Raw genomic sequence first — 21596 nt, forward strand, 5'->3', positions numbered from 1 at the left:
CTTAGCGCGGCTTTCCTCCCAGATAGCCGGTGAGCAGATGTTGTATTGCAAGCCGGGTCTGCGCAACCGTGGACCCGGTGAAACGCATCTGCGCAATCATGTGCGCGAGGCCGACGACCACTTCTGCGGCCTCCTCGACCACCAAATCTTTGCTGATGGTGCCGTCAGCCTTTCCTTCTTTCAGCTTTTTTCCGACCACGGCGCAGGCAGCCTCGCGAAAGGCGATATAGCGGGGCCATGTGGGGTGACGCGTGGCCGTGCTCCAGTCGAGCCACGTGCGCACAACATCTTGATGCGTGTCGATCGAACGCGCCAGCGAGACGAGCATTTCCTCCAACGCGGCAAGCGGATCAACCTGTTCTGCGGCGGCTCGCGTGGCAATTCCGTGCAGAAGGAAATTCGCGACTTCGTTGAGAACATCCCGCACAAGATCGTCATGATCTGCATAATAATGCATCATGGTGGGCAATGACACGCCCGCACGCTTCGCGATCATCGTGTGGTTGGTATGACCAAGGCCGTGTTCGGCCAGGAGCTCCAGCGTTATAGCCCGCAACTGTGCCTGACGCGCGCCTGGTGAGAGGCGGGGCGCCCTTTCCTTTCGCGAGCGCTGATTTTCCGCGTTCATCTCAAAAATCCATATGGTGCTCAAATGGCGATGCAATTGCCAAAAGCGGCGCAGCATCGTTTTGTCATGATCTGCCTGGACATGGCCCGTTTCGCTCATACCATGTTATTGAAGGTAAGTTCAATAATATCTAATCCAGCGGCATAATTTCTGGAGAGAGTGGATGCAGGAAGCTGGTGAACGTGTCTCGCTGGCGGTTCGGCCCGATCATGTGCCGCCGTCGCTAGTGATTGATTTCAACATGTATAGTGTTCCCGGCGGTGCTTGGGATGCTCAAGCTGCTTTTCACACCGTCCAGCTGGCGAGCCCAGACATTTTCTGGACGCCGCACAATGGCGGACATTGGGTTGCGACCCGGGCCGAGGATGTGGAAATGATGTTGCGTGATCCCGCGCGCTTTTCCAGCAAGCGGGTCTTTCTGCCACGCGATGACAATGCGCCACGCTCATTGCCTCTGGAGACGGACCCACCACTCCACACGGAGTTGCGAAAGCCTTTGAGTCGCGCTCTTTTTCCCAAAATCGTGGACGACATGGAGCCACGCGTGCGTCAGCTGGTCGATGATCTGATCGATGAGCTGATCGGCCAGGGCGAATGTGATTTCGTGGCGGATTTTGCCAACATCATGCCCATGAACATCTTCCTCGACCTGGTCGATCTTCCTCGGGAAGAGCGGCACCGGCTTCTTCCGCTCGTGGAAAAGTTCATCAAGGGTGGCACGCTGGAAGCTCGCCAGGAAGCGCAGCAGGCGATTTTCGTGTATGTGACCGACATCGTGCGCGCCCGCCGTGCCAATCCGGGCAATGACCTTGCCTCGATCGTCGTCAATGCATCAGTCGGCGACGAGATGATCAGCGAAATGGACGCGATCTCCTACATGACCCTGATCCTGTTCGGGGGACTCGATACGATCGCAGCCATGCTGTCGTACATCACGCTGTTTCTCGCTACGCATCCGGAGCACCGTGCGACATTGATCGAACGGCTGGATGACGATCGCTTTGTTCGCGACGCGATGGAGGAGCTTTTTCGTCGGTTCGGGATCGTCCAGGCGGCGCGCGTGATCCAGGAAGATTTCGAATATAAAGGCGTGACCTTCCGGAAAAATGACACGATATTGCCCATCAACATGCTCTGCGGCCTGGATGATCGCCGCGTCGACAATCCGCTGGAAGTCCGGTTCGATCGAGAGCGGCCGGCGCGGCACCTTGCCTTTGGGGCTGGGCCGCACAGTTGCCCGGGCGCGACACTGGCGCGTCGTGAGATTGGCATATTCCTGCGGGAGTGGTTGAGGCGAATCCCGGACTTCTCACTGAAACCAGGGGCAAAACCGTTCAATCTGCTTGGCGTAACTTGCGGGTTGGAGACGCTGGAATTGGTTTGGCCGACCGCAGGAAATGGGGCCTCTTCATGAGGTAGTGTGGCACATGGGATGCCAATCGCTCAACCATGGCGCGTTTCGCCCCGAACTGGCACGGTGCGCCCTGTTATCATCCTCCATATGGTCTATCACAGGATGCACAGTAAAAATGCGGCTTCCATCGAGTAAAGCCGCACGTTCTGGAGGGGAATATGATGACGAAATTCTCGTCGAGACTTCTTGCGACTGCAGCCTCTGTGATTGCGATCACCCATGTTGCTTCAGCCTTTGCGCAGGAACAAACCGCGCCACCTGCGCAAGCGTCTGAAGAAACTCCCTCCGGCGGTGTTGCAGACATCATCGTTACTGCGCAGAAGCGTGCGCAGAATTTGAACGATGTCGGTTTGTCGATCACGGCGGCCTCTGCCGATCAATTGGCGTCGGCGGGTGTGGGTAGCGCGGGCGATCTGGCAAAGATCACGCCCGGCTTCACATTCACCAAGAGTCAGGACGGGACCCCGCTCTACACGCTCCGCGGCGTAGGGTTCAATGATTACACGCTGGGGGCCAGCCCCGCTGTGAGCGTCTATGTGGATCAGGTTCCACTGGCCTATGGCGCATTCACGCAGGGCGTGTCTCTAGACCTGGAGCGTGTTGAGGTCCTGAAAGGGCCTCAAGGTATTCTCTTCGGCCAGAACTCGACCGGTGGGGCGATCAACTATATCGCGGCCAAGCCGACCAAGTCTCTTGAGGCCGGTATAAGGGCATCTTATGGTCGTTTCGATACCTTCGATGGTGAAGCCTTCATTAGTGGTCCGATCAGCGATACGCTGTCCGTGCGTCTGGCGGGAGCTGCGACCATTTCTGGCCCGTGGCAATATAATTATAACCGCGATGCCAGCCTCGGGCGACAGGACCAGTTGCGCGGGCGTTTCCAGGCGGAATGGAAGCCCAGCGAGCGCCTGACTCTCTTGTTCAGCGCCAATGGCTGGCGGGACAAGTCCGACACGCAGGCGGGCCAGCTTCAGGGCCTTTTCCTCCAGCTGAACGAGACAACAGCGCCGTTCGCGGCAGCAGCTGGCGCTGCGGATCTGACCGAGACGCTGCGTCGGATCGCCGTGTTCCGCACTCTCAGCCCTGCGCCCGAGAACGCCCGGGCCGCAGACTGGGATTCCGATCGGGACCTGACGCGGGACGATGGCTTCTATCAACTGTCGCTACGCGGCGATTATGAACTGACGGATGATATAACGCTCACGTCCATCACGGCCTTCTCGCGTTATAATGAGAATTACTCGGTCGACCGCGATGGTACTTCACTGAAGAATGCCGGCGTCAATGCCGACGGGCGGGTCAAGAGTTTCAGTCAGGAACTGCGGCTTTCCGGCGATATGCATGGCATCAACTGGTTGCTCGGCGGCAACTATGCGAAGAACAAGGTGCGTAGCGCCAACGACATTCTAACTGGCGACTCAACCAATACGGCCATTCTTCCTGGTGGGCCATGGATTGCGGCTTCCACGACGACGATCACCCAGGATATCAAGGACTGGGCGATCTTCGGTAATGTCGAGGCGGAGGTGACGCGGGAGCTTACCCTGTTGGCGGGCGCTCGCTATGCGAAGAGCAAGAATGACTACACATCCTGCATGACCGGTGACATTGGCATGCAGACCACATTCAAGATACTCTCGGATGCGATCTCAGGTACGCCAGGCGCTCCGCTTGGCCCGACATCCTGCCTCAGCATGGATGCGACAACCTTCGAAAACACACGCACGCCCTATACCGACAGTCTGAAAGAAGATAATTTCTCCTGGCGTCTGGGCGTCAACTATAAGCCAAATCGGGACATTCTTCTCTATGCTCTGGCATCGCGGGGCTATAAATCGGGCAGCTTCCCGACACTGCCGGCGTCCACGACTGCGCAGCTCTCGCCCGTCACGCAGGAATCGGTGACGGCCTATGAAGTCGGCGCGAAGATTTCGGCGATGGACCGCGCGCTTCAGTTCAATCTGGCTGCCTTCCATTATATCTATAAGGACAAGCAGATCCGCGGTCTGGTGATCGACCCTGTGTTCAACCAGCTGGAGAAGCTGGTGAATGTGCCGAAGTCGAGGATCAACGGCGCAGAGGTGGAAATCACGGCACGTCCGGTTTCCGGCCTGATCTTGCGTGGCGCCGTCACCTATGTCGACTCAAAGGTTCTGAATTTCTCCGGTATCAATAATGAGCGCGTGTCAGGCGACTTCAGCGGATCGGCGCTGCCCTTCTCGCCGAAATGGCATGTGGTGGGTGACATCAATTATGAGTGGAATCTGAACGACAGTCTTGGTGCCTTTATGGGAGCAAATATGCTGTACAACAGCAAGACGAGCTCCACGCTGGGCGTCGCGCCTTCTTCCGTCATCGGCTCATTCAAGACTGTAGACATGCGTGCCGGCATCAAGGCGCTGGATGACAGGTGGAGCCTGTCGGTCTGGGGGCGCAATGTCTTCAATGAATATTATTGGAGCAATCAGTTCGTCACCCAGGATGTGGTCGTTCGCTACGCCGCCCGGCCGGCTACCTATGGCGTAACCCTGAAGTTCGGTTTCAGATAATCCTCGACGGGCAGTGGAGGGTCGCTGGATGTGCTGTCATCGCAAGGTGGCAGCACATTCTTTGTCAGAGAGGTGTTTGGAAATGCGCCTTTTTAGCGCATGCGGCACCAGCCTTCTCCCCCATCCGGCCACCAATATGATACTGCCGTTGGGTGGTCGTGTAAGGGAGAAGGCTCGTGCGGCATCGAAATGCGATCTTTCGCGCATTTCCAAAAGTCTCTCAGCCAATCTGAAAAGGGACTGACGTGCTCCCCTGATTGTTACCATTCAGAGGTAGAGTCCGGCTCCTTCATGATGATTGGTTGAGGTGATGGCAACCTGTCCGGGGGCATGCCCCCGGACAGGTTGGCCGGCTTTCTCGGCGGGGGTTCTCCCGCCCAGTTTCGAGTGTGGCCTGACGTGGTTGTAGTCGTACCGCCAGGCATCGAGCACGAAGCGGGCATGCGGCAGCGACGTGAACAGCGTCTCGTTGAGGCATTCGTCGCGCAGACGCCCGTTGAAGCTCTCGACGAAGCCGTTCTGCATCGGCTTGCCGGGTGCGATGTAATGCCACTCGACCCGCCGCTCCTGCGACCAGCGCAGGATAGCCGACGAGGTCAGTTCGGTGCCGTTGTCGCTGACTACCGTATGCGGCTTGCCGCGTATCCCGATCAGCCGCGTCAGCTCCCGCGCGACCCGCACGCCCGAGAGCGACGTGTCAGCCACCAGCGCCAGGCATTCCCGCGTGTAATCATCGACCACGCACAGGATGCGGAACCGCCGGCTGCACGTCAGGGTGTCGGAGACGAAGTCCAGCGACCAGCGCTGGTTCGGGCCGTCCGGCAGCACCATCGGTGCTCGCGTGCCCAGGGCACGCTTGCGGCCACCACGGCGGCGGACCCGCAGGTTCTCCTCGCGATAGACCCGCAGCAGCTTCTTATGGTTGGGCGTCATGCCCTCGCGAGCCAGCAGATAGCCAAGACGCCGGTAGCCGAACCGGCGACGTTCAGCGGCCAACTCGCGCAGGCGCTGCCGCAGCGGACCATCGTCTGGCCGCGACGATCGATACCGGATCACCCGCCGGCTCACGCCGACCAGGTTGCACGCCCGACGCTCGCTCAAGCCGTGATGCTCACGGGCATGGGCGACGGCATCCCGCTTGGCGCCGGGCGTCACCATTTTTTTGATGCCAGATCCTTCAGCACCACGTTGTCGAGCATGGCTTCGGCCAGCAGCTTCTTCAGCCGGCTGTTCTCTTCCTCGAGCGTGCGCAGGCGCCGGGCCTCGGACACCTCCAGACCGCCATATTTCGACTTCCACTTGTAGAACGTCGCCGAGCTGATCCCGTGGCGGCGGCACACATCCGCTGTCGCCATCCCAGCCTCCTGCTCCTTCAAGATCGCGATGATCTGCTCTTCGCTGAACCTGCTGCGCTTCATCTTCGTCCGACTCCTTCGCGTCGAACTCTACTCAAAATCGGTCACATTTCAGGGGAGCACGTCAGGACGCGAACCCGGCCGGATCCAAACCAGACGGATTATATATAGATCCATTGATAAGCAATACTTCCAAACGGCTCAACTCCTGACGATGATGACCTAAGAGACGGCAAGAGCGTGATCAGGAGTGGGTGTTGTTCGGGAAGCTGCATGTCAACAGTCGGCCGATTGGGGCTTTGTGGCTGGACATGCCCTCTTTGTTCCTGGGCGTGATCTTCTTTGTGGGTGCGTGCCAGGGCGGGCGCGGGCAGCAGCGCAGCCAAGCGGCTGAAGCCGAAGCGCCAACGGCCCAATTATTGAATGCGGGTTCACGGCCGCAAGACTGGCTGATGCACGGCGGGACCTACGCCGAGCAGCGTTTCAGCGCCCTGGACCAGATCGGTGCGGACAATGTCAGCGATCTGGGATTGGGCTGGTCGCTTGAGCTCGATACCAACCGCGGTCAGGAAACAACGCCGTTGGTGCTCGACGGGCGGATTTATCTGACGACGGCCTGGTCGAAGGTCGTTGCGATCGACGGGGCGAGCGGACGCAAGCTGTGGCAATTCGATCCCAAAGTGCCGGGCGATACGGCGGTGCGAGGCTGCTGCGACGTCGTCAATCGGGGTGCTGCCTATTATGACGGGAAAATCTATGTCGGGACCTTCGACGGCCGCCTGATCGCCCTGTCCGCTTCGGATGGAAGGCAGCTCTGGTCGGTGAACACGGTGGATCAGGGACGGCCCTACTCGATCACCGGCGCGCCGCGCATCGTGAAGGGCAAGGTGATCATCGGCAATGCCGGCGCGGAACTGGGCGTGCGGGGCTATGTTTCGGCCTATGATGCGCAGACGGGAAAGCCGGTCTGGCGTTTCTACACCGTCCCTAATGCTCAGGGCAAAGCTGATGGAGCCGCTTCGGATGAAGCCCTTCGTAAGCTCGCCAGTGGCACTTGGTTTGACGGCGAGTGGAAGAATACGGGCGGTGGCGGTACGGTCTGGGACGCCATCGTTTATGATACCGAGCTTGACCAACTCTATATCGGCGTCGGCAACGGCACTCCATGGAACCACAAGATCAGGTCGGGCGGGAAGGGGGACAATCTGTTCCTTTCCTCCATCGTCGCGCTAGACCCGGATAGCGGGAAATATCTCTGGCATTCTCAGGAGACGCCTGCGGAAACATGGGATTTCACGGCAACGCAGCCGATTATTCTTGCTACGCTGACGATCGATGGCCGCCCGCGCAAGGTGCTGATGCAGGCGCCCAAGAACGGCTTTTTCTATGTGTTGGACCGCACCGACGGGAAATTGATCTCGGCCAGGCCCTTCTCTCGAGTCAACTGGGCGAATGGCGTCGATCCGGCAACAGGACGGCCGCGCGAGGTTCCCGGCGCCCGCTATGAGAAGGCGCCGTTTCTGATGTCCCCTTCGGCCTATGGCGCTCATAACTGGTATCCGATGGCCTTCAGTCCCAAGACCGGGCTTGTTTATCTTCCTGTTCAAGACGTTCCCTTTTATTATCAGCAGGACAGTGGATATCGATATCGGTCGCAGACTTTCAACCTCGGAACCTATTCCGAGAAAAATGCGCTTCCCGACAGTGAAGCTGCGCGAAAAACGATCGGGGCGTCGCTCAAGGGCGCGCTGATTGCCTGGGATCCCGTCCGGCAGAAAGAGGTCTGGCGAGCGGAACAGCCCGGGCCTGCCGCAGCGGGTGTGCTGGCGACTGCCGGCGGACTGGTGTTCGAAGGTAATCCAACCGGCGCCTTTGAGGCCTTCGATGCGCAATCGGGCAAGCGCCTCTGGAAATTTCAGGCTGAGACCCAGGTGGTCGGCAGTCCCATGAGCTATGCGGTCAAGGGGCAGCAATATATTCTTGTCGTCTCCGGCGCAGGCGGCGGTTACGGGCTGACATCACCCTTCACCATCGACAAACGCCCCAAGCCGAATGGCCGGGTGTTGGCGTTCAGGCTGGGAGGGAAGGACAGCCTGAACGCCTATCAAGCGCCAGCATTAAGCCCAGCGGTCATTCCTGCGGAAAGCTTTACGGCTGCTGAGGTCGGACGTGGCGAGCGCATATATGAAACGACGTGCGGATGGTGTCACGGCCCTGGCGGGGTTTCAGGCGGTGTCTTGCCGGACCTTCGTCGTTCGCCTGCGCTGGCGGACGATGCAAGCTGGAACGCGGTTCTGCTGGAAGGTTTGTTGCAGGATCGCGGGATGGTGACCTTTTCAAAGACGCTGACCCGGCAGGATGCGACCGATGTTCGCGCCTATCTGGCATCGAAGGCCCGCCTTCTGCATGGGCAGGAATCAGCAAAATAGAGAAATCGGCCGCTTAGGAGCGTGCCAAGTGAATGGGAGGATTAGAGAATGTCTCATGTTTTTCAGCCTAGCAAAGCCCGTCTTATGCTAGGAGTCGCAGGTCTGGCGCTGGCAACGGCCATGCCGCACCTCGCTTTGGCGCAGTCCGCGCCGTCGGTGCAGGATACGGCGCCGCCCGTTGCAACCCCGTCGGCAGAGCAGGCGGTCGCCGGTGACAATCAGCCCAATGCCGCCGGAGGACCGCAGGCCGGCGACATTATCGTGACAGCCCAGCGCCGCGAACAAACGGCTCTCAAGACTCCGCTGTCGCTCACCGCGCTGGACGACAAGCTAATCGAACAGAAGCAGGTGACGGGCCTGGTCGATCTGCAATTCGTGTCGCCAGGCATTCGCAGCGGCCAGCAGCAGGGCGTCAACCGCGTATTCATCCGCGGTATCGGGCTTTCCTCCTTCGCGTCGGGCGCGGATTCCAGTGTCGCCTTCTATGCCGATGGAGTCTATGTCGGCCGTCCGGCTGCCCAGCTTTCGTCCTTCTTCGATATCGGCCGCATCGAGGTGCTCCGCGGTCCGCAGGGCGCGCTCTACGGCCGGAACGCGACCGGCGGTGCAATCAACCTGATCACCAACAATCCCGAGAGCGAGGCGGGCGGCTATGTCAATGTCGGCCTTGGCAATTATTCGCTGCATCAGGCGGAAGGGGCGCTTAACCTGCCGCTTCAGGGTACGGGCGGCGATCTTAACGCGCGTGTCGCGTTCAAGCTGCTGGACCGCAACGGCTATGGCTATGATTTCGGCACCGATCATCCGGTCAATGATGCCCATACGCAGGCGGTGCGCGCGACGTTGCGGTACAATCCGTCCAAGGACGTCGATATCCGCCTGATCGGTGAATATAATCATGAAGCAGACAATAACAATTATGCCACCAATTTCGGCGCCTATCCCGGCTACCAGCTCTCCGGCGTCGTCGACTTCGGCGGCACGCAGATTGCAGGACAGCAGGATGCCGCCACGGCGCTGCGTGGCAATACCAACCGGCGCGAAGGCTATGCTGTCACTCTGAATGGCACGGTGTCGCTGACCGACAGCCTCAGCATGACCTCCATCACCGGCTGGCGGAAGTTCGAGCGTCACAATGACGCCAGTTCCGACGGAACGACGGCCGGGCTTGGCAGCACCTTCTACAATGAATGGTCGAACCAAGTCAGTCAGGAACTGGTGTTCAACTGGGATGCCGACCGGCTCCAGGTAACGGGCGGGCTTTCCTATTATCATGAGAAGCTGCGCAACTATGTCCTGGTGCCGTTCATCCAGCTGGGTAATGTCAACTATATTCAGCAAGGCGCGCTGAAGATCGACGCTTATTCTGCTTATATCCAGGGCACTTACTCGCTGCTCGATTCCCTGAGACTGACGGTGGCAGGACGGTATAGTTCGGAGACACGAAAATCGTCCGGCACCTTCAGCTTCGTGACGGTCACGCCGCTGGATGACAGGCGGACCTGGAACGCTTTCAATCCGAAATTCGGGTTGGAATATGATGTCGCGCCCGGCGTCCTGGTCTATGCTTCGGCGACCAATGGGTTCAAGAGCGGCACCTTCAATGTGGGCCAGGTCAACCCGGCGATTAACCCGGAAAAGATCTGGGCCTATGAAATCGGCGCCAAGGCGCGGTTGCTGGACAATGCCGTCGATATTTCGGCGGCCGCCTTCAGATATGATTATAAAGACCTGCAGGTGAACAAGATTTTGGGCCTGGCGACACTGACGACGAACGCGGCGTCGGCGACCAACAAGGGTTTTGAAATTGCGATCAACGCGCGCCCGGCCGAGGGGCTGACGCTCAATGCCAATTACACCTATCTTGACGCGACGTTCAAGGATTTCACCTCGATCAACCCGCTCGTCCCCACTGCGCCCGCAGAGGATCTGAGCGGCAAGATGCTGCCCGGCGCCCCCAAGCACGCAGTCACGCTGGGCGGCAGCTATGTCATTCCGGTTGGCGGGGATTCCAGCCTGACGCTGTCAGGTGACGCTTCCTACCAGTCGCGCATTTATTTCAGCGAATTCAATGACAAGGTTCTCAGCCAAAAGGGCGTGACCAAGCTGAATGCGTCTGTCAAATACAGCTCCGGCGATGATTGGTCGCTGACATTCTGGGGCAAGAACCTGACGGACGAGACGATCGCGGGCAACAAGACGCTGGGCATCGCGCTGTGGGGTTATCCGATCTACGGCAATCTGGAGGCGCCCGCGACCTATGGCGCCACGTTAGCGGTCAATTTCTAAGGTGTGGCGGTGCAGGCCTGCTTTTTGGGCAGGCCTGTGCCTTTTAATGGAGAAAGACAAGCATGGTAGGACCGGCCAACGCGCGGGGCATTCTCAAGGCGCCGGATAAGCTGTTCATCGACGGCCAATGGGTGGCGCCGCAGGAAGGCGGCACCCTCACCGTTCGATCGCCAGCGACGGAGGAGATTTTCCTGACCGTGGCCGAGGCTGGAACGGCGGATATCGATCGCGCGGTTGACGCGGCCCGGCGCGCCTTCGACGCCGGGCCGTGGCCGCGCATGACACCGGCCGAGCGCGCGCCCTATCTGCTGGCGATCGCCGATCGTCTGGATGCCCGGGTTGACGACATCGCGACCATCTGGCCCAATGAGATGGGGATCTTGCATTCCATCGCTGCGGCATTCGGTGGCACGATCGGCGGCGTCTATCGCTATTATGCGGGGCTGGCGGAAAGCTTCGCCTTCGAGGAGCGGTTCGACGCGCCTCCGGGGGGTGGAGATCACGCCTTCATCAGCTATGAACCGGTTGGCGTGGTTGGAGCAATCATTCCCTGGAATGCGCCGGTCAACATCATGGCCTATAAGGTCGCCCCGGCACTTCTGGCTGGCTGCACTATCGTTCTGAAACTCTCGCCAGAGGCCCCCGGCACCGGATTGTTGCTGGCGGAGATCGCCGAAGAGATCGGCCTTCCCCCAGGGGTGCTCAACGTCCTGACGGCGGATCGCGATGCGTCAGAGCGGCTGGTGCGCCATCCCGATGTCGACAAGATCGGCTTTACCGGGTCGAGTGCGGTCGGCAAGAGGATCGCCTCCATCTGCGGAGAGCGCATTGCCCGCTGCACGCTGGAACTGGGCGGCAAGTCGGCTGCGGTGATCCTCGACGATTATGATGTGGAATTGGCCGCTCAATCTCTTGCCGGATCGGCCTGCGCCATGACTGGTCAAATCTGCTCCTCATTGACACGCTACATCGTCCCGCGCAACAGGCATGACCGCTTTGTTGAGGCGCTCAAGGCGCAATTCGATGCCGTCACAGTCGGCGATCCCTTCGACCCCGGGGTCGGAATGGGTCCGCTCGCCATGGCGCGGCAGCGGGATAAGGTCGAGGCCATGGTGCAGGAAGCGATCCGCGACGGCAATGTCCTCGTGTCCGGCGGGCGTCGTCCGGCGCATCTCAATCGAGGCTTTTTCTTCGAGCCGACACTGTTCGCCCATGTCGACAATCACGACATGATCGCGCGGGAGGAGGTTTTCGGCCCCGTCGTGACGGTGATCTCCGCCGATAGCGACGAACAGGCCATTGCGATTGCCAATGAAACGGTGTTTGGCCTCAATAATTCCGTCTTCACCAACGATGCGCCGCGTGGTTATGCCGTGGCGCGACGGCTGCGGTCCGGGACGGTTGGGCATAATGCGTGGCGAAGCGACATGGCGATAGGCTTCGGCGGCTTCAAGCAATCCGGCATCGGCCGGGAAGGCGGCGTTGACGGCCTGCGCGCCTATCTGGAAGCCAAGACCATCATCATGGATGCGTGAGAGAAAGAGGAAACGACGATGACGACTGTGGCGGAAGGGCAGAAAGTGACGATCACTGCGGAGATCAGCGCCCGCAATCCGACGGCACTGGCCAATCTGAAGGTGATCGAGGCTTTCTTCGCATCCTATCTGATCGACAAGGCGGGCTTTTATGGGCTCTGGGTAGATGACGAGCCGCAGGTGATCACGCCGTTCGTGACCGATGGGGTAGCGGTTTGCAAATCGGCGGTTCGCACTGGCTGGGACGAAATTCGCACTTTCTGGGATCCGATTCATGACGGGATGAAGGGAAAGTTCAACTGGATCATCGACGACGTGATGGTCGGGGAGGACCCCAATCTGATCATCACCAAGTCGAGCAGCGATATAGACGTGCAGACCAGTGAAATATGGGGCGGGAAGCCGCTCAAATATCAGGGGCGATATGTGCAGATCTTCAAGTTCGAGGATGGAAAGGTCAAGAGCTTCGAGGAATATTATGACACGGCGTTGCTCAATGCCGCCTATGCTTGAATCCTAGCGGTCCAGCTCCTTTCGCACGGCATCGCTGTCTTCCCCGATCGCGCGGGCGTCGATGAGTTTTCTCTCGGCGCCCGCGCCGAAGCGCACCGGCGCCCGCATGCCGACATATTCGCCTTCGGTCGGATGAGTGAGCTTTTCAAAAAAGCCCACCGCTCGCAGGTGAGGATCGTCGAACAGGTCATCAAGCCCATTGACCCGGCATGCGGGAATATCGTGCCGCTGCATCAGGTTGAGCCATTCGGCGCTGTCCTTTTCGACAAGTATCGCTTCCAGCGCCCGCTGCATCAGCGCGACATTCTGCAGCCGCAGAAGCGGCGTGGAGAGAGCCTCTTGCTCGAATAGGTCGGCCCGGCCCAACAGGGTGAACAGACGCAGCCAGCGTTCATCCGTGTAGGGCGCGATCACGATATGCCCGTCGCGGGTCGCCATGGGCTGGCGATCGGGATCGAGCTGGCGTGGATAGCCGGCAGGTGCATTGGGGGGATCAAAGACGCGGCCGTACATATGTTCCTGAAGCAGGAAATGCGTGACCGTCTCGAACATCGGGACTTCGATCGTCTGGCCTTCACCGCTATGTTCGCGGTGATAAAGCGCCGCGAGCACGGCATAGGCCGCGTGCAGGCCGGACACCTTGTCCGCAAGGGCTGTGGGCAGGAAGCGGGGAGGGCCTTGGCCCGTTACCATCGGGTGGAGCGATGCCGTACCGGAAAGCGCCTGGATGATGTCGTCATAGGCGGGCCGGCCCGCATAGGGGCCATCCTTGCCGAAGCCCGTGCAATGGACATGGATGATGTCGGGGCGAAGCGCACGCACGGACTCATAGTTAAGACCAGCGCGGATCGCCGCCTGTTCGCGCAGATTATGGATGACGATGTCGCAGGTCGGGATCAGGGCGCGGAGATCGGCCGCGCCCTTCTCGCTCTTGATGTCCCAGTCGATCGACCGTTTGCCCCGGTTCATGGTGAGGTGGAGCGGCCCCATGCGCCTTGTCCGGCGGGGTTTCCCCACGCGCCGCGCCTCGTCGCCGCCGGACGGTTCCAGCTTGATCACCTCGGCGCCCATATTCGCCAATGTTTCGGTGCAATAGGGACCGAACATGACGGTCGTCATGTCCAGGATACGAACGTCGCTCAGAATAGCTTTCTTCACCATGATCAGCGCATGATAATGAGGTGGCGGCCCCGCGCAATGAAAACGGCCCGCCCGCCGGAGCGAGCGGGCCGCTTCCCACGAAAGAAGGTGCGGGCGAAAGGACTCAGGCGAAGGCCTGGGTCGGCGCGATGCTCTGCACGATATTGGCGTCGAGCGACTCATAATCATGGTAGGAAATGGTCCGGTACAGTTCTTCACGGGTCTGCATCCGGTCCAGCATGGACTTGGCGCTGCCATCCCGCGCCAGCGACGCGTAAAGCTCCTCCTGCGCCTTGTTGGCGACGCGCAGCGAGGATACCGGCCAGATCACGATACTATAGCCGATCGCCTGCAATTCGGTTGCGGTGAGCAGCGGCGAACGGCCAAATTCTGTCATGTTGGCGAGCAGCGGGGCCTTCACCTCCGACGTGAAGGCATGGAACATCTCAGGCGTGGTCAGCGCTTCGGAGAAGATCACGTCCGCACCGGCATCGACATACATGTTGGCGCGCTTGATGGCGCCTTCCACGCCTTCGCTCGCCGCGGCGTCGGTGCGCGCCACGATCAGCATTTCCTTGCGGGCCTTGGCGGCCGCAGCCACCTTGCGCGCCATGTCATCGGCGGTGGCGAGGCGCTTGTCGTTGAGGTGGCCGCATTTTTTCGGTAGGATCTGGTCTTCCAGCTGGATCGCCGCAGCGCCGGCCTCCTCGAAGGCGCGGACGGTCTGCATGACGTTGAGCACCTCGCCATATCCGGTATCGCCATCGACCAGAACGGGAAGGTCGGCCGCCCGGACGATCTGACGCACGAAGAAACAGACATCGTCGACCGAAATGATGCCGAGGTCCGGCAGACCCATGGAGGCGCTCATCGCCGCGCCGGATAGATAGAGCGCCTTGAAGCCGGCCGCCTGCGCCTGCAACGCTGCCTGTGCATTATGGGCGCCCGGCATCTGGACGATTTCGGGCTGCTCCACCAGCGCGCGCAGGCGCGCGGCGCGGCTGGACTTCTCGATATTGGCGGCAATCAGCGGGATCATGACAGTTCCTTCTTGTTCTGGTCGTCCTGCGCGGACCAGAGGCTGTCGAGCGACAGCTGTTCATTGTGCTGGCCAAGGACCGGCGGCGGCGAATGGATGCTCGTCGGCGTGGCGGAGAAGCGCAGCGGGTTGTTGATGACCTCGAAGCTCTTGCCCGAGGGGTGGGTCAGGGTGCGCAGCATGTCGCGCTGCGTCGCCGGATCTGCAAACACTTCCGGCCAGGTCCGCACCGGCCCGTAGATAGCGCCCGCTTCCTTCAGGATCGGGTCCCATTCCGCGAGCGTCCGGGTGCGGAAAAGCGCTGCCAGCCGGTTGTCCAGTTCCTGGCGGTTGGCGAGGCGCGCATCCTTGGTTGCATATTTGGGATCGGTAGCGAAGCCAGGGTCGCCCATCGCCTCGCAAAGGATCTTCCAGAACTTGTCGTTGATCGTGATGATCATGATGTCCTGGTCATCGGCGGTGCTGTAGACATTATTGGGCACGATGTCCCAATGCTCATTGCCCCAGCGCTCGGGCGTGCGGCCCGTCAGTGAGAAATAGACGTCGCGCGGCACATGGCTGAACAGCGAGGCATCCATCATGGAGAGGTCGACACGCTGTCCCAGCCCCGTATGGTTTCGCGCCTGCAGTGCCGTCAATATCCCAATCGTCCCGAACAGGGCAGTCACGAGATCGCTGAAGGGGAAACCGATCTTGAGTGGGCCGGAATCCCTTGTTCCCGTGACTTGCATGAGACCCGAATAGGCCTGGATCACCTGATCCAGCGCCGGCCGCGAGGCGTTGGCGCCTTCACGGCCGAAGCCGGTGATGGAACAATAGATGAGGCGCGGATTAAGCGCCTTGAGCTCCTCATAGCCAAGCCCGGCCTTTTCCGTGAAACCGGGCCGGAAATTCTCGACCAGAACATCAGCCTCCAGCGCGAGTTTGCGCGCCGTTGCCTGTCCTTCGGGTGTCTTGAGGTCCAGAACCACGCCGCGCTTGTTGCGGTTGACGCCCAGGAAGAAGGCGCCGTCTCCCTCAATGCCCGTTTCACCCGACTTGCGGAATGGATCGCCCGAGGGCTGCTCCACCTTGACCACGTCGGCGCCGACGTCGGCCAACAGCATCGTCGCCATCGGTCCCGTCATCATCTGGGTGAAGTCGAGAACCTTGATACCGTAGAGCGCCTTCATGCGTCGCCATCCTTTACGACATAGCGTGCTTCGCGTTCCTTGTTCGCGGCAGTGACGCCCTTGTCGCGTTTCTGTTTGAAGAAATTCACTTCGTCTTCCTCCCAGCGCATGTTGGAGGCGAGCGCGTGATAGACCGGCCCATAGGCGAACTGGGTGTTGACCCCGAGCGCGTTCATGGCGAGCAGGGTCGCGCTCTTGCCGATGGTGATGCCGTCGCGTGGCAGGCGGGCGATACGCTCGGCCCATTCCTCGCCCTTGGCGGTCAGTTCGTCATCCGATACCAGCTTGTTGATGAGACCGGCGGCGAAGGCTTCCTGCGCGTTCCAGACATCCGCCATCAACAGCAGCTCGCGCGCCTTGCGGATGCCGAGCGTCAACATTTCCCACGCGTCGAAATAGGCGGCGCCCGACAGACCAAGCTTCTGCTCGGGATGGCCCATTTTCGCGGTATCGGACGCGATCACCAGGTCGCAGGCTTCGGCAAGGTAGAGGCCGCCGCCCAGGCAATAGCCACGAACCAGCGCGATGGTCGGCGTCAGGCAGGTGAAGATGCGCTCGAACCGGGCCACATATTTCTTGTCGTAGCGCAGCCGGGCACGCTGGCTCGGGCGGCGCGGTCGGCCTTTGGCGTCGATCGTGGTCGGGCCATATTGGTTGCCGACCTCCGCCATGTCATGGCCAGTGCAAAAATCGGTGCCCGCGCCGGTGAGAACGATTACGCGGACATCATCATCCGCTTCGGCCCGGTCATAGGCCTCCATCAACGCGTCCCACATCGCGTCCGTCATCGCATTTTTCTTCGACGGATTGTTGAGCGTGATATAGGCGCGCCCGTCGCGGGCTTCATAGTCGATTGTGCCGGCGGGCCGGGCGATTTCTTCGGTCATCATTCTGCCCCTTTACTGCGCTGCGGCGTGCAGAAGCCGCCGTGCCACAATGATATGATGGATCTCGTTCGTACCCTCCAATATCTGGTTGAGCTTGGCATCGCGCATCAGCCTTTCGGCCGGATATTCCTTGGAATAACCATAGGAACCGAGAATCTGGACAGCCTCCAGTGCTGCATCCATGGCAACGTCGGAGATGAAGCATTTGCAGGTGGAAGCGAGATAGGGCAGGCGGGACAGGTCGCCGCTGTCGATCTCGCCGACGCTGGAATAGAGAAGGGCGCGCGATGCTTCCACATGCATGGCCATTTTCGCGAGCTTGAACTGGATGGCTTGCAGGTCGGCGATGGGCTTGCCGAACTGCACGCGCTCACGGGCATAGTTGACCGACAGATCGAGCGCCGACTGCGCCATCCCCAGCGCCGAGGCGGCGACCGTCGGACGGTTGAGGTCCATGATGCGCATGCAGGCCTTGAACCCCTTGCCCTCTTCCCCGATCATGCAGTCGGCATCGACCCGCATGTCCTCGAAGAACAGGCCGCAAGTGGGCGCGCCATGGCGCCCCAGCTTCTCCTCCTTGCGGCCGACCTGATAGCCGCGCGTCTTGGTATCCACCAGAAAGGCGCTGATCCCGTCATGGCCGCGCTCGCCGCTGGTGCGGGCGAACACCAGCGTGTAATGGGCGTCCGCGCCCCAGGTGATCCAGTTTTTCTGGCCATTGATGACATAGCTATCACCGTCCTTGCGGGCCGTGGTCCGCATGCTGGCGACGTCGGATCCGGCCTGCGGCTCGGTCATCGCTACCGCGGCGATCGTTTTACCTTTCGCCGCTTCCGTCAGATAGCGCCGCTTCTGGGCTTCCGTGCCGAAATGCAGCAACGGCAGGATGAGGCCGACCGAGTTGTTCGCGCAAAGCGTCGAGAGGGCCAGCGAGCTGCCTCTGGCAATCTCCTCCTTGGCGATGCACACAGTTGTCAGGTCGCCGCCGGGGCCGCCATATTCCTCTGGGATCCAGAGCTGCAACAGGCCCATCTCGCCGAGCAACTCGGCCGCCTCGCTGGGGAAGCGGTCTGTCTTTTCCAAGTCTTCCACCATCGGCGCCAGCTTGTCCTGGGTCAGCCGACGAATGGTTTCGCGAAAGAACTCCTTTTCTTCGCCCAGATTCAAATCAAAGCTCCTCTCGCTCGATAGCATTGGTCATGCGCGGCGGCAGCGCCATGCGATAACGATCATGCGGACCATAGGAGCGTGCCTCGCCCATCACCAATATGGAAATATAATTGATCAAAACCGATTGCCTCTCATCATGAGCTGAGCGCTTTCCGGTCTGAAACCATATGATTGCCATATCATGCGTTTTCGACGGTCGCGCCCCGGGCGGATTGCTGCCTATAGAAGAGAGCAGGAGAATGACGGTGAAGATCTGTATTTTCGGCGGGGGTGCGATCGGCGGCTATATTGCGGGCCATCTGGCGCGCGCGCGCAATTGCGATGTAAGCATGGTCGCGCGGGGGAGCAATCTGGCGGCGGTGCGGGATCAAGGTCTGGAGGTGCGGACGCCGACGGGCAGCTTCGTGGCGCGCCCGGCTGTTACCGATGATCCCGCGTCGCTGGGGCCGCAGGATGCGGTGCTGCTGACGCTCAAGGCGCACCAGCTTCCGTCAGCTCTGCGGCAGCTTGCGTCTTTGATCGGTCCGCAGACCATGATCCTTCCGCCGACCACCGGCATCCCGGCCGCGATGCTTTCCAGTTTGACGGGCAAGGTCGCGTCCGTTTCTCCACTTGATCCCGACGGTGCCCAGGGCCGGGCCATGCCGGTCGATCAGGTGCTGGGCATCGTCTACTGGATCGGCGCGCATCTGGAAGCGCCGGGTGTTGTGCATCAGGATGGCCCGGTGGCGACCTGCATGGTCGGAGAGCTGGACGGCACTCTGTCCGATCGCGCGCAGGCGCTGGCGGCCTGTCTTACCGATGCGGGCATCAAAACGCCGGTGCGGCCGAATATTCGCGCCGACATATGGATCAAGTTCGTCAACAGCCTCTGCTGGAACCCCGTGGCGGTGCTCACCGGGGCGACCAATGGCGCGATCGGAACGGATGGCGATGCTCTCAACACCGTCGCAGCCATGATGCGCGAGGCTGATGCCATTGCGGAGCGGCTTGGTCTGCACATCGCGGTTCCGATCGAAAAGCGGCTGTCGGTCACGCGCTCGGCGCCTGCCCATAAAATGTCGATGCTTCAGGATTTCGAGGCGGGGCGGCCGCTGGAGATCGAAATCCTGAAGCAATCCCTTCAGGCAGTGAAGGACATGGCCGGGATGGCCACGCCGACGCTGGACACGGTTCTTTCGCTGATGGCGCTGCGCGCCGCGCAACATAGATGACAGGAGATATTGGCGTGACCTCTTCCGACAGTTCGGCTTTCGTCCGGCCTCTGGACGGCATCAAGGTCGTCGAAATGGCGACCTATCTCGCAGGCCCCTTCAGCGCGAAGATGCTGAGCGATATGGGCGCCGATGTGGTGAAGGTGGAGATGCCGACCGGCGATCCCTATCGCGCCGTCGGGCCGATGCGCGATGGAACCAGCATTTATTGGCTCAACGGCAATAACGGCAAGCGTGCCGTCACGATCGATCTGAAGTCGGAGGAGGGGCTCGCGCAGCTCAAGGCCTTGCTTGCCGTTGCCGATATCTTCATCGAGAACAGCAAGCCGCAGGTCACGGCCAAGCTGGGCCTCGGCCATGATGTGATCAGCGCGATCAATCCCCGGCTGATCCGCCTGTCCATTACCGGCTATGGTCCTGATGGTCCGCTGTCGAGCGAGCCTGTCTATGACGCGTTGCTTCAGGGACGCAGCGGCCTGCTGGCGTTCGAGGCTGTGGACGGCGTGCCCCGCGCGACGAACCATTTTCTGGCCGACAAGATCGGCGCCCTCTTCGCCTGCCAGATGGCGCTCGCGGGTCTTGCGGGGCGGGAGCGGACGGGGAAAGGCATGCACCTCCAGAGTTCCATGCTCGACATGATGAGCTATTATAATTTCCCCGACATGCTTCAGCACCGGACCTTCACCGACGACAGCCGCGACTGGAACGCGCCGCCGCAGGTGGTGGTGGCGACGAAGGATGGTCACATGGTCCTGTCACCTGTCACCGGCAAGCAACTGAGTGCCACATTGCAGGTGGTCGGCTGCGAAGGGCGGAAGGATGAACTGCGCGCCATCACCGACGGGCGGGAGCGGACCTATCGTTTCTTCTCGATCATTGCCGAGCCGCTCAAGACAAGGACGACCGCGGAGTGGCTCCCTCTGTTCGGCGATGCGCAAGTGCCGGCGGCCCCGGTCAACAGCCCGGATGCGGGTCTTGAGGATGCGCAGGTTCTGCACAATCAGGTCTATGCGGAAATGGAAACGCCGCTCGGCACGGTGCGCGCGCCGCGCTATCCCATGACCGTCGATGGCCATGCCCTGCGCCCCAGGCTGCCTGCGCCCGCTCTGGGCCAGGATAATGATCTGCTCGCATGAGCAGGGGCGGGCAGGTCGGGCTGAAGTCCGTCTATATGCGCGGTGGGACGAGCCGCGCGCTCTTTTTCCATCTGGATGACCTGCCCGGCAGTATAGAGGACCGTGTATCATGGGGTCCGATCTTCGCCGCCGCGCTGGGCAGCCCTGACCCCGGCGGAAGGCAATTGGACGGTCTGGGCGGCGGCATTTCCTCCCTGTCGAAAATCGCGGTGATCGGGCCGCCGACGCACCCTGATGCCGATGTCGACTATATTTTCGCTCAGGTCGCAGTGAAGGACAGCAATGTCAGCTATCGCGGCAATTGCGGCAATATCTCGGCTGCGGTTGCCCCCTATGCGATTGATCAGGGCCTGGTGGAGGTTTCCGGCGACGAGGCGCTGGTGCGGATCCATCATGTCGCCTCGGGCAAGATCATCCACGCCCATGTTCATATTGAAGATGGCGGCGCGGCGGTTTCAGGTGATTTCGCGATCCAGGGGGTGGCGGGCACGGGATCTCCCATCCGGCTTGACTTTCTGGACCCCGGCGGCTCTGCGACCGGGAAACTGCTCCCGACCGGGCAGGCGCGAGAGATATTGACTGTCGGCGGGCGGGCGCTGGAGGTGTCGATGGTCGACGCGGCCAATCCGGTCGTCTTTGTCCGGGCTGATGCGGTCGGCCTGAACGGGAATGAGAAACCGGCCGATATCGATGCAGACGCTGTCGCGCTCGCTCTCTTCGAAGAATTGCGGGTCGCTGCCTCCCTGGCCATGGGCGTCACCGGCTCTGAGGACGAGGCGCGCAGGCTTGTGCCCAATCTCCCTCTTGTCGCCATCGTTTCTCCACCGCCGGAGGGCGCGGACGTTCAGGTGCGGATGATCTCGGCCGGGCAGCCCCACAAGGCGACGCCCTTGACCGGGGCAATGTGCCTGGCCGTTGCGGCCCGTCTGCCCGGTAGCGTCATTGTCGACGTCACTGGGCCAATTGCGCCGGGAACGCTAAGGATATCACACGCCTCGGGCATATTGCCGGTCGACGCGGTCGTGGATGATGGAGTTGCGCGCAGCGTCAGCGTCTTTCGCACGGCGCGCCGACTGATGGAAGGAAGCGTTCTGGTGCCCGCAACGGCGCTGGCTCGACAGCTGTC

16 protein-coding genes are annotated in these 21596 nt (G+C 60.8%); 9 read left to right on the forward strand and 7 right to left on the reverse strand.

Annotated elements, in window-relative coordinates; all coding sequences use genetic code 11:
• Position 1: 1 nt before the first annotated feature.
• The gene (locus HUK72_RS22960; protein WP_218036213.1) at positions 2–727 is read right to left on the reverse strand and encodes a TetR/AcrR family transcriptional regulator; all 726 of its coding nucleotides are present in this window, start codon (positions 725–727) and stop codon (positions 2–4) included.
• 64 nt (positions 728–791) lie between these two features.
• Here HUK72_RS22960 and HUK72_RS22965 point away from each other — a divergent pair, with 64 nt between their 5' ends.
• On the forward strand, positions 792–2042 hold the full coding sequence (locus HUK72_RS22965) for a cytochrome P450 (protein WP_176598819.1): 1251 nt from the start codon (positions 792–794) through the stop codon (positions 2040–2042).
• 158 nt (positions 2043–2200) lie between these two features.
• Positions 2201–4591 (forward strand): TonB-dependent receptor, encoded by a 2391-nt coding sequence (locus HUK72_RS22970; RefSeq protein WP_176598820.1) that lies wholly within the window; start codon positions 2201–2203, stop codon positions 4589–4591.
• A 267-nt stretch (positions 4592–4858) separates the two neighbouring features.
• On the opposite strand, the gene HUK72_RS22975 is transcribed toward HUK72_RS22970, so the two are convergent.
• Positions 4859–6009, reverse strand: a protein-coding gene (locus HUK72_RS22975) for an IS3 family transposase (RefSeq protein WP_176598821.1) whose coding sequence is annotated in 2 segments (ribosomal slippage) — positions 4859–5757 and positions 5757–6009 — 1152 coding nt in all. Because the reading frame shifts where the segments join, the coding sequence is not laid out codon by codon here.
• A 248-nt stretch (positions 6010–6257) separates the two neighbouring features.
• Between HUK72_RS22975 and HUK72_RS22980 the strand changes: the two genes are divergently transcribed.
• From HUK72_RS22980 to HUK72_RS22995, 4 genes are all read left to right on the forward strand, one after another.
• Complete coding sequence (locus HUK72_RS22980; protein ID WP_176598932.1) at positions 6258–8375, forward strand: PQQ-dependent dehydrogenase, methanol/ethanol family; 2118 nt, start codon at positions 6258–6260, stop codon at positions 8373–8375.
• A gap of 84 nt (positions 8376–8459) precedes the next feature.
• Positions 8460–10664, forward strand: coding sequence for a TonB-dependent receptor (locus tag HUK72_RS22985; protein ID WP_176598822.1), 2205 nt, complete (start codon positions 8460–8462; stop codon positions 10662–10664).
• 62 nt (positions 10665–10726) lie between these two features.
• A complete protein-coding gene (locus tag HUK72_RS22990) occupies positions 10727–12199 on the forward strand; it encodes an aldehyde dehydrogenase (RefSeq protein WP_176598823.1) in 1473 nt (490 codons plus the stop codon).
• Between the two features lie 18 nt (positions 12200–12217).
• On the forward strand, positions 12218–12712 hold the full coding sequence (locus HUK72_RS22995) for a nuclear transport factor 2 family protein (RefSeq protein WP_176598824.1): 495 nt from the start codon (positions 12218–12220) through the stop codon (positions 12710–12712).
• 3 nt (positions 12713–12715) lie between these two features.
• Here the strand turns inward: HUK72_RS22995 and HUK72_RS23000 are convergent, their stop codons facing one another.
• The 5 genes from HUK72_RS23000 to HUK72_RS23020 all read right to left on the reverse strand — a co-directional run bounded on the left by HUK72_RS23000 (position 12716) and on the right by HUK72_RS23020 (position 18117).
• A complete protein-coding gene (locus HUK72_RS23000) occupies positions 12716–13873 on the reverse strand; it encodes a CaiB/BaiF CoA-transferase family protein (RefSeq protein WP_176598825.1) in 1158 nt (385 codons plus the stop codon).
• Positions 13874–13976: 103 nt separating this feature from the next.
• Complete coding sequence (prpB, locus tag HUK72_RS23005) at positions 13977–14891, reverse strand: methylisocitrate lyase (protein WP_176598826.1); 915 nt, start codon at positions 14889–14891, stop codon at positions 13977–13979.
• A complete protein-coding gene (locus tag HUK72_RS23010) occupies positions 14888–16063 on the reverse strand; it encodes a CaiB/BaiF CoA-transferase family protein (protein ID WP_176598827.1) in 1176 nt (391 codons plus the stop codon). The genes prpB and HUK72_RS23010 overlap by 4 nt, the downstream gene beginning before the upstream one ends.
• Entirely contained in the window at positions 16060–16953 is an 894-nt protein-coding gene (locus HUK72_RS23015) for an enoyl-CoA hydratase/isomerase family protein (RefSeq protein ID WP_218036214.1), read from the reverse strand. Before HUK72_RS23015 ends, HUK72_RS23010 begins: the two co-directional genes overlap by 4 nt.
• A 9-nt stretch (positions 16954–16962) precedes the next feature.
• On the reverse strand, positions 16963–18117 hold the full coding sequence (locus HUK72_RS23020; protein WP_176598828.1) for an acyl-CoA dehydrogenase family protein: 1155 nt from the start codon (positions 18115–18117) through the stop codon (positions 16963–16965).
• A 248-nt stretch (positions 18118–18365) separates the two neighbouring features.
• On the opposite strand from HUK72_RS23020, the gene HUK72_RS23025 reads away from it, so the two are divergent.
• From HUK72_RS23025 to HUK72_RS23035, 3 genes are all read left to right on the forward strand, one after another.
• The gene (locus tag HUK72_RS23025) at positions 18366–19334 is read left to right on the forward strand and encodes a 2-dehydropantoate 2-reductase (RefSeq protein ID WP_218036215.1); all 969 of its coding nucleotides are present in this window, start codon (positions 18366–18368) and stop codon (positions 19332–19334) included.
• Positions 19335–19348: 14 nt separating this feature from the next.
• Positions 19349–20470, forward strand: a complete 1122-nt coding sequence (locus HUK72_RS23030; protein ID WP_218036216.1) for a CoA transferase — start codon at positions 19349–19351, stop codon at positions 20468–20470.
• A partial coding sequence (locus HUK72_RS23035) for a 2-methylaconitate cis-trans isomerase PrpF family protein (protein ID WP_176598831.1) occupies positions 20467–21596 on the forward strand: 1130 nt, incomplete at its 3' end. The genes HUK72_RS23030 and HUK72_RS23035, both read left to right, overlap by 4 nt.

The sequence above is a fragment of the Sphingobium sp. 15-1 genome (assembly GCF_013375535.1).
In the GTDB taxonomy this organism is placed as follows: Bacteria; Pseudomonadota; Alphaproteobacteria; order Sphingomonadales; family Sphingomonadaceae; genus Sphingobium; species Sphingobium aromaticivastans.